The 12,381-nt window shown below is 69.8% G+C and carries 11 protein-coding genes and 1 pseudogene; 10 read left to right on the top strand and 2 right to left on the bottom strand.

Annotated elements, in window-relative coordinates; translation table 11 throughout:
- Positions 1-83: 83 nt before the first annotated feature.
- From IB242_RS12565 to IB242_RS12550, 4 genes are all read left to right on the top strand, one after another.
- Positions 84-1,670 (top strand): tryptophan halogenase family protein, encoded by a 1,587-nt coding sequence (locus IB242_RS12565; RefSeq protein WP_192279803.1) that lies wholly within the window; start codon positions 84-86, stop codon positions 1,668-1,670.
- A gap of 130 nt (positions 1,671-1,800) precedes the next feature.
- Positions 1,801-3,060, top strand: coding sequence for a cation:proton antiporter (locus IB242_RS12560; RefSeq protein ID WP_192279801.1), 1,260 nt, complete (start codon positions 1,801-1,803; stop codon positions 3,058-3,060).
- 80 nt (positions 3,061-3,140) lie between these two features.
- The gene (gene def / locus IB242_RS12555) at positions 3,141-3,668 is read left to right on the top strand and encodes a peptide deformylase (protein ID WP_192279799.1); all 528 of its coding nucleotides are present in this window, start codon (positions 3,141-3,143) and stop codon (positions 3,666-3,668) included.
- Positions 3,669-3,968: 300 nt separating this feature from the next.
- The gene (locus tag IB242_RS12550) at positions 3,969-4,619 is read left to right on the top strand and encodes a DUF3667 domain-containing protein (RefSeq protein WP_192279797.1); all 651 of its coding nucleotides are present in this window, start codon (positions 3,969-3,971) and stop codon (positions 4,617-4,619) included.
- A gap of 102 nt (positions 4,620-4,721) precedes the next feature.
- Here IB242_RS12550 and ettA read toward each other — a convergent pair whose 3' ends face one another.
- Positions 4,722-6,386 (bottom strand): energy-dependent translational throttle protein EttA, encoded by a 1,665-nt coding sequence (ettA, locus tag IB242_RS12545; RefSeq protein WP_192279795.1) that lies wholly within the window; start codon positions 6,384-6,386, stop codon positions 4,722-4,724.
- A gap of 358 nt (positions 6,387-6,744) precedes the next feature.
- On the opposite strand from ettA, the gene IB242_RS12540 reads away from it, so the two are divergent.
- From IB242_RS12540 to ribD, 6 genes and pseudogenes are all read left to right on the top strand, one after another.
- Positions 6,745-7,257: an RcnB family protein gene (locus IB242_RS12540; protein WP_192279793.1), complete on the top strand. Its 513-nt coding sequence runs from the start codon at positions 6,745-6,747 to the stop codon at positions 7,255-7,257.
- Positions 7,258-7,424: 167 nt separating this feature from the next.
- On the top strand, positions 7,425-8,678 hold the full coding sequence (gene glyA / locus IB242_RS12535; RefSeq protein ID WP_192279791.1) for a serine hydroxymethyltransferase: 1,254 nt from the start codon (positions 7,425-7,427) through the stop codon (positions 8,676-8,678).
- Between the two features lie 83 nt (positions 8,679-8,761).
- Positions 8,762-9,259, top strand: coding sequence for an energy transducer TonB (locus tag IB242_RS12530; protein WP_192279789.1), 498 nt, complete (start codon positions 8,762-8,764; stop codon positions 9,257-9,259).
- A gap of 9 nt (positions 9,260-9,268) precedes the next feature.
- Positions 9,269-9,808, top strand: a complete 540-nt coding sequence (nrdR, locus tag IB242_RS12525; RefSeq protein WP_192279787.1) for a transcriptional regulator NrdR — start codon at positions 9,269-9,271, stop codon at positions 9,806-9,808.
- A 7-nt stretch (positions 9,809-9,815) separates the two neighbouring features.
- Positions 9,816-10,268, top strand: a pseudogene (locus IB242_RS12520) (GNAT family N-acetyltransferase); the annotation flags it as partial.
- Between the two features lie 152 nt (positions 10,269-10,420).
- Positions 10,421-11,512, top strand: coding sequence for a bifunctional diaminohydroxyphosphoribosylaminopyrimidine deaminase/5-amino-6-(5-phosphoribosylamino)uracil reductase RibD (ribD, locus tag IB242_RS12515; protein ID WP_192279783.1), 1,092 nt, complete (start codon positions 10,421-10,423; stop codon positions 11,510-11,512).
- A gap of 141 nt (positions 11,513-11,653) precedes the next feature.
- Here the strand turns inward: ribD and IB242_RS12510 are convergent, their stop codons facing one another.
- The gene (locus IB242_RS12510) at positions 11,654-12,283 is read right to left on the bottom strand and encodes a hypothetical protein (RefSeq protein ID WP_192279781.1); all 630 of its coding nucleotides are present in this window, start codon (positions 12,281-12,283) and stop codon (positions 11,654-11,656) included.
- Between the last annotated feature and the right edge of the window lie 98 nt (positions 12,284-12,381).

Here is a 12,381-nt window from a genome sequence, read left to right as displayed (position 1 = left end):
CGTGCAGGTGCCGCAGGCCGCGGGGGGCGGTCGTCGGCGTGGGGTGGCCAGGCCGCCGTCATGCAGGGAAGGGGAGGAGCAGTGTGACTACCGAAGGCAACAGGGTGCGCAGGGTCGTGATCGCCGGCGGCGGGACCGCAGGCTGGGTGGCCGCGTGCGCATTGACCCACCAGTTCCGCGATCTGCTGGAGATCACGCTGATCGAGTCCGAGCAGATCGGCACGGTCGGCGTCGGCGAATCGACCATCCCGACCATCCGCACGTTCCATCGCCTGCTGGGCATCGACGAGCGCGAGTTCATGAGCGCGGTGGCCGGCAGCTTCAAGCTGTCGATCTCGTTCGAGAACTGGACCCGGCCGGGCGACCGCTATTTCCATCCGTTCGGCTACACCGGCGCCGGCACCTGGTCGTGCGAGTTCCACCATTTCTGGCTCGACAGCCTGCGCCGCGGCATGGACTCGCAGCTGGGCGACTACTGCCTGGAGTCGGTGGCCTCGCGCGGCGACCGCTTCGCGCTGTTCGACCGCGAGGTCGCCGGCGCGCCGCAGTGGTCGCTGCGCTGGGCCCGCAACCCGAATGCACCGGGACGGCCCGAACTCAGCTACGCCTATCACTTCGATGCGGCGCTGTATGCGGCGTTCCTGCGCGGCAAGGCCGAAGGGCGCGGGCTGACCCGGATCGAGGGCAAGGTCCGCGAGGTGCGCCAGCACGCCGATGGCGACATCAGCGCGCTGGTGATGGAGGACGGGCAGGTGGTCGAGGGCGACCTGTTCATCGACTGCACCGGCTTCCGCGGGCTGCTGATCGAGCAGACGCTCAAGACCGGCTACGAGGACTGGAACGACTGGCTGCCCTGCAACCGCGCGGTCGCGCTGCAGACCGAATCGGTCGCACCGGCGGTGCCGTACACGCGTGCGATCGCGCATGAGGCCGGCTGGCGCTGGCACATCGCGCTGCAGCACCGGGTGGGCTGCGGCTGGGTGTTCTCCAGCGCGCACATGTCCGACGACGAAGCGGCGGCCAGGCTCACCGCCGCGGTCGACGCGCCGGTCGTGCGCGAGGCCTGGGTGGTGCCGTTCCGCACCGGGCGCCGGCTAAAGGCCTGGAACCGCAACGTGGTGTCGCTGGGCCTGGCCAGTGGCTTCATCGAGCCGCTGGAATCGACCAGCATCCATCTGACGCTGAGCGCGGTGGCGCGGCTGATCCACCTGTTCCCGCACACCGGCATCGACGCCTCGCTGGTGGACCGCTACAACGAGGTCAGCCGGGCCGAGATGGAGCATGTGCGCGACTTCATCATCCTGCACTACCACCTCAACCAGCGCGACGAGCCGCTGTGGCGCGACTGCCGCGCGATGACGCTGCCCGATGCGCTGGCCCAGCGCATCGCGCTGTTCCGCGACCGTGGCTATGCGTGGCAGGGCGAGGACGAGCTGTTCCGCCTGGATTCGTGGACACACGTGATGCTGGGCCAGGGCGTCAGGCCGAAGGCGCACCACCCGCTGGCGCAGGCGCTCTCGGATGCCGATCTGGAGCGCCTGTTCAGCGCGATCCGGCAGCCGATCGACCAGGCGGTGGCGCAGATGCCGACCCACCAGCAGTTCCTGGAGCGGTATTGTCCGGCCGACCCATCGGTCTGGAGCGGGCGCCGGCGCATGGCGGTCGGCTAGCGCGTGTGGGGTTGCGCGCAGGCCGGGCAGGCCCGCGTGCCGGCACGATCGCGGTGAGCCCGGCGCTGGCGCATGATGGCACCAGCGGCGGCCATCGCCGGGATTTCCCCAGCACCAACGGAGACCGCTCTTGAACGCCACGCTGTTGCTGCTGGTCCAGCTCACGCTGATCCTGACCGTCGCGCGGCTGTGCGGCCTGCTGCTGCGGCGGCTGGGGCAGCCGTCGGTGATCGGCGAGATGACCGCCGGCCTGCTGCTGGGTCCCATCGTGTTCGGGCACTGGATGCCGGACCTGCACGGCACGCTCTTCGCCCGCCCGTCGTTGCCGGCGCTGTCCGGGCTGTCGACGCTGGGCGTCGCGTTGTTCATGTTCATCGTCGGGGTCGAGCTGCGGGCGCCGGAAGGCACACGCGCACAGCTGCGCTCGGCCTTCTCGGTCGGCCTGCTGGGCATCGTGCTGCCGCTGTGTCTGGGCGTGGCGATCGCGCCGGTGCTGTACCCGGCCCTGGCACCGGCGGGCGTGGCGTTCTGGCCATTCGCGCTGTTCATCGCCGCGGCGATGTCGGTCACCGCGTTTCCGGTGCTGGCGCGCATCCTCAAGGACCGGCAGATGACCAACACCGTGCCGGGCCGCCTGGCCCTGAGCGCGGCGGTGATCGACGACGGCTGCGTCTGGGTGTTCCTGGCGCTGGTGCTGAGCCTGGCCAGCGGCGGCCGGAGCGGCGGGGTGATGCTGGCGGTCGTGGGCGCGCTGGCGCTGGTCGCCATCGCCTTCCTCGTGCTCAAGCCCTTCTATGCGCGCCTGCTGCGCCCGGCCGGCCTCGACGGCGAGCCACCACAGGGTTGCCTGGTCTGGATCCTGATCGGCGTGCTGGCGTGTTCGGCGTTCGCCGAGTGGATCGGCCTGCATGCGGTGTTCGGCGCGTTCCTGTTCGGCGTCTGCCTGCCGCGCGACGATCGGCTGCTGCACTTCCTGGCCAAGCGCATCGAGCCGGTCGCGATCGTGCTGCTGATGCCGGTGCTGTTCGCGCTGGCCGGGCAGAACACCACGCTGGAGGCGTTCACCGGCGCAGGTCTCGGCGCCTTCGTGCTGATCCTGCTGGTGGCCGTGCTGGGGAAGGTGGTCGGCTGCGCCACCGGGGCGCGTCTGAACGGGCACGGCTGGCGCGAGAGCCTGTCGGTGGGCGCGCTGATGAACGCACGCGGCCTGATGGAGCTGATCGTGATCAAGATCGGGTTCGACGCGGGACTGATCGGGCCGGAGCTGTTCACCATGCTGTTCGCGATGACTCTGGTGACCACGCTGATGGCCTCGCCGATGCTGAGTCTGTTCTACGGTCAGGGCCGGGGGCGCACGCTGCCGGGCGGCTCGGCGGCCGGTCCGCTGTAGGCCACCGGGTGCGAGAGTGCGGGCGGCGGAGCGCGAGGTGACGCTGCGCGCAACACACCGGAGACGAAGGAGCTGGACGGATGATCCGCAGGATCGTGAGGATGGGCGAACCGGTGCTGCTGCGCCACGCCGACCCGGTCGAGCACTTCGACACAGGCGAACTGCGCGACCTGGTCGAGGACATGTTCCAGACGATAGATCAGGCCGACGGCGTCGGCCTGGCTGCACCGCAGATCGCGCGCAGCCTGCGCCTGATCGTGTTCGGCTTCGAACGCAGTGCCCGCTATCCCGACGCGCCGGAAGTGCCGCGCATCGCGCTGGCCAATCCGCAGGTCACCCCGCTGGACGACGCGATCGAGGAGGGCTGGGAAGGCTGCCTGTCGATCCCCGGTCTGCGCGCGAAGGTGCCGCGCTGGACGCGCATCCGCTACAGCGGCTACGACCCCTCGGGGCGCTGGATCGAGCATGACGCCGAGGGTTTCCACGCGCGCGTGGTCCAGCACGAGGTCGATCACCTGGATGGCATCCTGTACCCGTCGCGGATCCGGGACTTTTCCAGCTTCGGCTTCACCGACGTGCTGTTCCCCGGACTCGACGACGGGCGCTGAGGCCTTGCCCACCCGCGTCCGACGGCCACGTCCCGCGCGAGCGTCCGGGCGGGTGAGCCTGCCGGACGCGACCGCCGGCGGCCCGGGCAACCGGCCGACGGACAGGTGCCGGCTTCCCGGTAAGATGCGCCGCTTGGCAGCCAGGGGATGTCGATGTCGGATGTGAGCGGGTGTGCGGGGTGTGGTCGTGCGGTCGACGTGCCCGGGCAGAAGTTCTGTCCGTCCTGCGGACAGCCCACGCCGGTGCATCGGATCGACTGGCATTTCATGGCGCACGAGCTCGAGCACAGCGTGCTGCACATGGATCGCGGCCTGCTGTACTCGCTGAAGGAACTGATGCTCCGGCCCGGGCGGCTGATGCGCGATTACCTGGAGGGACGCCGGGCGCGCCAGGCCAAGCCGTTCCTGCTGCTGATGGTGAGCGCGGCGGCAATCGTGTTTCTCGGCAAGTATGTCTCCGCGCCATGGGCGATGAGTGCGGGTCTGCAGGCCAGCGATTTCCCGGCCATGGCGACGGATGCACGGACGCAGGCGATGCTGGTGGCAATGGCGGATGCCAACGCGCAGGTGCAGGGTTGGATCGGCCGCAATTTCGCGCTGTCCACGCTGTTGCTGATTCCGCTGGAAGCGCTGGCTTTCCGGATCGCCTTCATCGGCACCCGACGGCTGAACTATCCCGAATGGCTGGTGGTGACGGCCTTCCTGACGGTGCAGACCTTCGTCTTCATGGGCATCGCGCTGCTGCTGCAGCGCTGGGTGCCGGCAGCACCCGGCATCGCGATCGGCGTGGCCCTCTGCTACGGCGTGTACTCGCTGGTCCGCCTGTTCGCAGGGGCGTCGCGGCTGATCAGCACACTGCGCGCAATGGTCGGCTTCGGGCTCTATCTCGTCGCGAGTGCCGTGCTGACGTCCGCGGCGGTGGTCGTGTTGATCAAGCTGCAGCCGGCCTGATCTTCATCGCGGGGTGCGGCCGTTGCAGCGCGAGCCTCGCTGCGGGACGGACGAGCGCCACGAACGAAACGCCCGCCGGATGGCGGGCGTTTCTGCTTCTGCTTACTTCAGCGCCTTGAAGCGCAGGCGCTTCGGGCCGGCATCGTCGCCGAGGCGACGCTTCTTGTCTTCCTCGTACTCGCGGTAGTTGCCCTGGAAGAACTCGACGTGCGAGTCGCCCTCGAAGGCGATGATGTGCGTGGCGATGCGGTCCAGGAACCAGCGGTCGTGCGAAATCACGAAGGTGTTGCCCGGGAACTCCAGCAGCGCATCTTCCAGCGCACGCAGGGTCTCGATGTCCAGATCGTTGGACGGTTCGTCGAGCAGCAGCACGTTGCCGCCCTGCAGCAGGGTCTTGGCCATGTGCAGGCGGCCACGCTCACCACCGGACAGCGAGCCGACCATCTTCTGCTGGTCCTGGCCCTTGAAGTTGAAGCGGCCGATGTAGGCGCGCGACTGGATCTCGATGCCGTTGATGTTGAGGATGTCCAGGCCACCGGCGATTTCCTGGAAGACGTTGTGGTTGCCTTCCAGCTTGTCGCGGCTCTGGTCCACGTAGGACAGCTGCACGGTCGGGCCGATCACGATTTCGCCCGAATCGGGCTTCTCGGCGCCGGTGATCATCTTGAACAGGGTCGACTTGCCGGCGCCGTTCGGGCCGATGATGCCGACGATCGCGCCGGACGGGATCAGCATCGACAGGTTGTCGATCAGCAGACGCTCGCCGAAGCGCTTGGAGACGTTCTTGAACTCGATCACCGAGTTGCCCAGGCGCTCGCCCGGCGGAATGAAGATCTCGTTGGTCTCGTTGCGCTTCTGGTAATCGACCGACTGCAGCTCTTCCAGGCGCGCCAGGCGGGCCTTGCCCTTGGAACGGCCACCCTTGGCGTTCTGCCGCGACCACTCCAGTTCCTTCTGGATCGCCTTCTGGCGGGCCTTTTCCTGGTTGTCTTCCTGCTTGAGGCGCTCGTCCTTCTGGGTCAGCCACTCGGTGTAGTTGCCCTTCCACGGAATGCCGCGGCCGCGGTCGAGCTCGAGGATCCACTCGGCGGCGTTGTCGAGGAAGTAGCGGTCATGGGTGACGGCCACGACGGTGCCGGTGTAGCGGGCCAGGAACTGCTCCAGCCACTCCACGGACTCGGCGTCCAGGTGGTTGGTCGGTTCGTCGAGCAGCAGCATGTCCGGCTTCTGCAGCAGCAGGCGGCACAGCGCGACGCGGCGCTTCTCGCCACCGGACAGATTGGAGATCTTCGCGTCCCACGGCGGCAGGCGCAGCGCGTCGGCGGCCACGTCCAGCTGGTTCTCCAGGGTGTGCGCATCGCCGGCGGCGAGGATCGCCTCCAGGCGCTCCTGTTCCTTGGCCAGCGCGTCGAAGTCCGCGCCTTCCTCGGCGTAGGCGTCGTAGATCTTGTCCAGCGCGGCCTGGGCCTGCAGCACCTCGCCCACGCCTTCCTCGACCGCTTCGCGCACGGTCTGCTCCGGGTTCAGGCGCGGCTCCTGCTCCAGGTAGCCGACCTTGATGCCGGGCTGCGGGCGGGCCTCGCCCTCGAAATCGGTGTCCACGCCGGCCATGATCTTCAGCACGGTCGACTTGCCGGCGCCGTTCAGGCCCAGCAGGCCGATCTTCGCGCCCGGGAAGAAGCTCAGCGAGATGTCCTTGATGATCTGCCGCTTCGGCGGGACCACCTTGGACACGCGGTTCATGGTGTAGATGTATTGCGACGACATGCGGGCTCCGGTGGCGCGTGTCCGACCCGGCCGGGCGGGCCGGCGGGAAGGCAGGTGGGGAAAGCGGCGATTATACCGGGTCGCCAAGGGCGGTTCCGGCAGCGAGGGAGCGCTCCAGACTGTGGCGGCTGTCTCCGATGCCGACGGGGGAAGAGACGGGCAGCAGGGTGTCAGGGGCTCCCCTCGTGCTCGAGGCACGGGACGTCGCGTCCGCGCGCCACGCCTCACGATCGTCAACGCCGGATGAACGCGCGGGCTCCGTCCTGAAAGCGCTCAGGCCTGCAATCGTTTCCAGTCGGAATGGATTCAGGCCGCGAATCGATGATGGGAAGCGTCGTCACCCAGCCGGAGAACTCCCATGCATCTGCGTCGCATCGCTGTCATCACCCTCGCGTCGCTGCTCGCCGCCGGCACCGTCGCGGCCCCGGCGCTGGCCCGCGACCACCATGGCGATCGCGGGCATGATCGCCGCGGCCACCAGCACGACCGGGGCCGGCACGACGACCGCCGCAGCGGCTGGGACCAGCGTCGTGGCGACCGCGGGCGCGACTACCGCGATCACCGCGACCGTCGTGGCGACGACCGCTACTACCACGACCGCCACCGTGGCCATGCGCCGGTGGTGGTCTATCGCCCGGCACCGCCGCGCCCGGTCGTGGTCCACCACCATCATGCGCGCCCGCACCACTGGGCACGCGGCCAGCGCTACCGCGACTACTACCAGGGCCCGGTCTACGTGGTCCACGACTACCCGCGCTACCACCTGCGCCAGCCGCCGCGCGGGTATCACTGGGTCCGCGACGACCGCGGCAACATGCTGATGGTGGCCATCGCCACCGGCATCATCGCCGACCTGCTGCTGCACCACTGAGCGGGAGGCCACGCGGCATCGAGGGAGGGCGCCGGCATCGACCGGCGCCTTTTCGTTTCCGGCGGACCCGGGCCGGCCGCACGCGCCCGTATGGCGCGCCGGCAGGGCCCGGCGGGCGGGAAGCGCTACAATCGCGATCCCCTCAGTCTTCCTGCTTCGGAGCCACGATGTTCCCGCGCGACGCACGTATCGAAGGTTATGACCCTGAACTGGCCGCGGCGATTGCCGCCGAGGTGCAGCGCCAGGAGGATCACGTCGAGCTGATCGCCAGCGAGAACTACGCCAGTCCGCGGGTGATGGAAGCCCAGGGCAGCCAGCTCACCAACAAGTACGCCGAGGGCTACCCGCACAAGCGTTACTACGGTGGCTGCGAGTACGTAGACATCGCCGAACAGCTGGCGATCGACCGCCTGAAGCAGCTGTTCGGCGCCGATTACGCCAACGTGCAGCCGCACAGCGGCTCGCAGGCCAACCAGGCGGTGTATTTCGCGCTGCTGCAGCCGGGCGACACCATCCTGGGCATGAGCCTGGCCCACGGCGGCCACCTGACCCACGGTGCCAAGGTCAATGCCTCGGGCAAGCTGTTCAACGCCGTCCAGTACGGCGTGGACGAGCAGGGCCTGATCGACTATGACGAAGTCGAGCGCCTGGCCCTGGAGCACAAGCCGAAGATGGTCGTGGCCGGGTTCTCGGCCTACTCGCAGCAGATCGACTGGGCGCGCTTCCGCGCCATCGCCGACAAGGTCGGCGCGATCTTCTTCGTCGACATGGCGCATGTGGCCGGTCTGGTCGCCGCCGGCGTCTATCCGAGCCCGATCGAGCACGCGCACGTGGTCACCTCGACCACCCACAAGACCCTGCGCGGCCCGCGCGGCGGCATCATCCTGGCCAAGGGCGCCGGCGAGGAGATCGAGAAGAAGCTGCAGTCGATCGTGTTCCCCGGCATCCAGGGCGGTCCGCTGATGCACGTGATCGCAGCCAAGGCCGTGGCCTTCAAGGAAGCGCTGGAGCCGGAGTTCAAGGCCTACCAGCAGCAGGTGGTCAAGAACGCGCAGGCGATGGCCACCGCGCTGATCGCACGCGGCTACAAGATCGTGTCCGGCGGCACCCAGAACCACCTGATGCTGGTGGACATGATCGGCAAGGACGTGTCCGGCAAGGACGCGGAGGCCGCGCTGGGCAAGGCCCACATCACCGTCAACAAGAACTCGGTGCCCAACGACCCGCGTTCGCCGTTCGTGACCTCGGGCCTGCGCCTGGGCACGCCGGCGGTGACCACCCGAGGCTACACCGAACAGGACTGCACCGACCTGGCGCACTGGATCGCCGACGTGCTCGACGCGCCGACCGACGAGTCGGTGATCGCCGCGGTGCGCGAGAAGGTCGCCGCGCAGTGCAGGAAGTATCCGGTCTACGGCTGACGGCGATGACGGCCCGGCAGATGCTGCAGGCAGGCGCGGCGCCAAACGGCGCACGGCTGCCGGCGGCCTGCCTGGCGGCAGTGATGGCGTTGCCGCTTTCCGCGCAGGAGCAGGGCGGCGCCCTGCTTCTGGAGGGGCCGGTCGCCGGTGATGCGGCGCGTTACGACCAGGCCAGCGGCCGCTGCAGCGCGGGTGCCGAGCAGCTGCTGGAGGCGGCCGACCTGCGTCGTCTCGCTGGCACGTGGTCCACGCCGGCCGCGCGCCCGGGATGCACGGCCGGCGCCAGGCGCCAGGCCACGGGGACGGCCGGATACCCGCGCTGGTTCGCCGAACTCGGCATCTCAGGCAGCGCGCAGGTGCTGGTGATGCTCGAGGCCGACGGCACGGTGGCCGACGTGCATGCGGTCTGCGCCAGTGGCCGGCCATTCGCCGAGGCGGCGGTCCGTACCGCGCGCGTGCTTGAGTACGTGCCCGCGACCTGCGACGGTAGGCCGGTGAGAAGCAGTTTCCTGTTGCCATTCCAGTACGACGCACCACCGCCGCCTCCGCAGCAGCTGCGGACGGCAGGCCTGCCACGCTGAGGCTCCGCCATGCACTGCCCGTTCTGCCAGAACAGCGATACCCGTGTCATCGATTCCCGCGTGTCCGAGGATGGCGCGACGATCCGTCGTCGGCGCGAATGCGAAGCCTGTGGCGAGCGCTTCAGCACGCTGGAGACCATCGAGCTCAAGCTGCCGACCCTGATCAAGGGCGACGGCACCCGCCAGGCCTTCGACGCGCGCAAGCTGCGGATCGGCTTCGACCGCGCGCTGCAGAAGCGCCCGGTGTCCGAGGAGCAGATCGAGGCGGCGGTGCGCTCGGTGGTGCACCAGCTGCGGATGTCCGGCGAGCGCGAGATCCCCTCGATCCGGGTCGGCGAATTCGTGATGGCCGAGCTGCGCAAGCTGGACCACGTGGGCTACGTCCGCTTCGCCTCGGTCTACCGCAGTTTCCAGGACGTGGCCGATTTCCGCGAGGAAATCGAGAAGCTGGAGCGCGGCGACATGCCCGACCCGGATACCCAGCTGCCGCTGCTGGCGGCCGAGGTCGTGCCGATCGGCAAGAAGGCCGACCGCGAGCGCAAGCGCTGACCAGGCCATGCGCATCGCCTGCCTGAGCGCGTGGCCACAGCACGTGGACGCGCTGGCCGCCGCGCATGTGGCCGCGTTCGGCGCACTCGAGCCGGGTTGGGACGCGGCGGCCGCCGCCGCTGAATTGCGCGCGCATCGTGCCGATGGCCTGCCGGCCACGCTGCTGGCGCTGGACCGCGCCGGCGGCTGGCTCGGTTCGGTCAGCCTGCTGCATGAGGACCACCCGCAGATCCGCCAGTACACGCCGTGGCTGGCCAGCCTCTACGTGCAGCCGCAGGCCCGCGCCGAGGGTCTGGGTGCGAGGCTGGTCGGGCAGGCCGTCGCCCGGGCCGCAGAACTCGGCCATCCCTGGCTGCACCTGTACTGCACCGACGACCTGCGCGGGTACTACGCGCGGCTGGGCTGGGACGTCTGCGACCGGGGCGATCTGGGCATGCTGCAGGTCTGGGTGATGCGCGTCGCCTGCGCCGTGCCGGACCTGCATTCCGGCGTGGACGCCGCGTCCAGGCCGGTGGCGCGCATCGGTGCGCGTGCCGGTGCCGGCGCACTGCCGCCCCCTGCCGGCCGTGACCACGGTCAGGGGGACGTCCACCCTGGGTCCGGAGACATCGGATGAGCACCTTCAGCGCCCTCGACCACGCGATGATGGCCCGCGCCCTGGCCCTGGCCGAGCGTGCCGCGTTCACCTCGCGTCCCAATCCGATGGTCGGCTGCGTGGTCGTGCGCGAGGGCGAGGTGGTCGGCGAGGGCTTCCACCAGCGCGCCGGTGGCCCGCATGCCGAGGTGTTCGCGCTGCGGGAGGCGGGCGAGCGCGCGCGCGGCGCCACCGCCTACGTCACCCTCGAACCCTGCGCGCATTTCGGGCGTACGCCACCGTGCGCCGACGCGCTGGTGGCTGCCGGCGTGGCGCGCGTGGTCGCGGCGATGCACGACCCGTTTCCGCAGGTCGATGGCGCCGGCTTCGACCGCCTGCGCGGCGCCGGCATCGTCGCCGAGTCCGGCCTGATGGAGGCGCAGGCACGCGCGCTGAACCGCGGGTTCCTGTCGCGGATCGAGCGCGGACGGCCATGGCTGCGGATCAAGCTGGCCGCCAGCCTGGACGGGCGCACCGCGATGGCCAGCGGCGAGTCGAAATGGATCACCGGCGAGGCCGCGCGTGCCGACGTGCAGCGCTGGCGCGCACGCGCTGGCGCGATCCTCACCGGCGCCGATACCGTGCTGGCCGACGATCCGGCGCTGACCGTGCGCCTGGGCGAGGATGATGAGGTCGTCCCAGCCGTACGCGTGGTGGTCGACTCGCGGCTACGCAGCCTGGCGCGCGCGCGTGTCCGCGATGGCGCCGCGCCGACCCTCTATCTGCATGCGCCGGACGCGACGCCGCCCGATGGCCTGCAGGCCGGGTTCGCGGCGGTGCCGGTGCGCGATGGCCGGCTCGACCTCGCCGCTGCGCTCACCCTGCTGGCCGGACGCGGGATCAACGAGGTGCATACCGAGGCCGGCCCCGGCCTGTGCGGCGCACTGCTGCGCGCGGGGCTGGTCGACGAACTGCTGCTGTACCAGGCGCCGGTGCTGCTGGGCGACGGCGCACGGCCGCTGCTGGCCGGTCTGGGCATCGAACGGATGGACGCGAAGATCGCGCTTGAGACGCTGGAATCGGTGATGGTCGGTGTCGACCGGCGCCTGCTGCTGCGTCCGCGCGGCTGAGCCGGGCTCTGCGCCGACTGGCGCCGCGGCGCTGCGGGCGGAGTCCGGAAGCGGCGGGCCGCCGCGGGCGTCGTCATCCGCAGTGGCCGGCAACGACGACGGGCCCCGCAGGGCCCGTCGCGGACAACGCTGAAGCCGCGATCAGAAGCTGGCGCGGACGCCGGCGCGGTACTGGTTCACGTCCTCGATCACCTCGACCTCGGCAACCAGGCCCCAGGTCGGGGTCAGGTTGACCTGGCCACCCAGCTGACCGACGAACGAGCCGTCCAGGTCGCTGCCGTCGATCCAGCCGCCCTTGATCCACAGCTCGGTGCGGGCCGAGGGCTTGCCACGCAGGCCGACGGTGGCGCGGCCGGCATTGACGTGGTCCTTGTAGCGGCCATCCAGGCCCGGGACGCCGGTGCCCGACAGCTTCTCTTCCAGTTCCAGCCGGGTCCAGGCCAGGTCGGCGGTGAAGTCCATGCGGTCGGTGAACTGCTGGTGGTAGCCGATGCCGAACTCCGGGCGGTCCAGCGTGATCTTAGCGCTGGTGCCGCCGATGCGGTAGGTCTTGGACGCCGTGGCGTAGCTGGCGAACACGTGGACCTGGTCGGCGATGGCGAACGAGCCGCGCAGATAGGCGCCGTCGCCCTTCGGGTCGTTGAGCCAGTCGTCGTTGATCTCGACCTGGTTCCAGCCGCCTTCGACGTAGGTGTAGCTCATGCCGGTCTCGGCAGCGGTCGCGGCAACGGGCAGTGCGGCCAGCAGGGCCGCAGCAAGGAGGGTACGCATGGTTGAAACTCCTGAGTGAAATCCGTATCGCCGGCCCCGTTGCGGGGCGGCACGTACGATCACGTCCTGATCGCGGCGCGCATCTTAACGACGTTTTC

This window comes from Xanthomonas sp. XNM01 (assembly GCF_014851915.1).
In the GTDB taxonomy this organism is placed as follows: Bacteria; Pseudomonadota; Gammaproteobacteria; order Xanthomonadales; family Xanthomonadaceae; genus Pseudoxanthomonas.
The sequence above is the reverse complement of the archived record's forward strand: the minus strand, read 5'-3'. Positions and strand labels throughout refer to the sequence as shown.

Excerpts from the sequence above, each read along its gene's own strand:
- def (WP_192279799.1), top strand. The coding sequence starts at position 3,141 with ATGATCCGCAGGATCGTGAGGATGGGCGAACCGGTGCTGCTGCGCCAC.
- IB242_RS12550 (WP_192279797.1), top strand. The coding sequence starts at position 3,969 with ATGGATCGCGGCCTGCTGTACTCGCTGAAGGAACTGATGCTCCGGCCC.
- ettA (WP_192279795.1), bottom strand. The coding sequence starts at position 6,386 with ATGTCGTCGCAATACATCTACACCATGAACCGCGTGTCCAAGGTGGTC.
- IB242_RS12540 (WP_192279793.1), top strand. The coding sequence starts at position 6,745 with ATGCATCTGCGTCGCATCGCTGTCATCACCCTCGCGTCGCTGCTCGCC.
- glyA (WP_192279791.1), top strand. The coding sequence starts at position 7,425 with ATGTTCCCGCGCGACGCACGTATCGAAGGTTATGACCCTGAACTGGCC.
- IB242_RS12530 (WP_192279789.1), top strand. The coding sequence starts at position 8,762 with ATGGCGTTGCCGCTTTCCGCGCAGGAGCAGGGCGGCGCCCTGCTTCTG.
- nrdR (WP_192279787.1), top strand. The coding sequence starts at position 9,269 with ATGCACTGCCCGTTCTGCCAGAACAGCGATACCCGTGTCATCGATTCC.
- ribD (WP_192279783.1), top strand. The coding sequence starts at position 10,421 with ATGAGCACCTTCAGCGCCCTCGACCACGCGATGATGGCCCGCGCCCTG.
- IB242_RS12510 (WP_192279781.1), bottom strand. The coding sequence starts at position 12,283 with ATGCGTACCCTCCTTGCTGCGGCCCTGCTGGCCGCACTGCCCGTTGCC.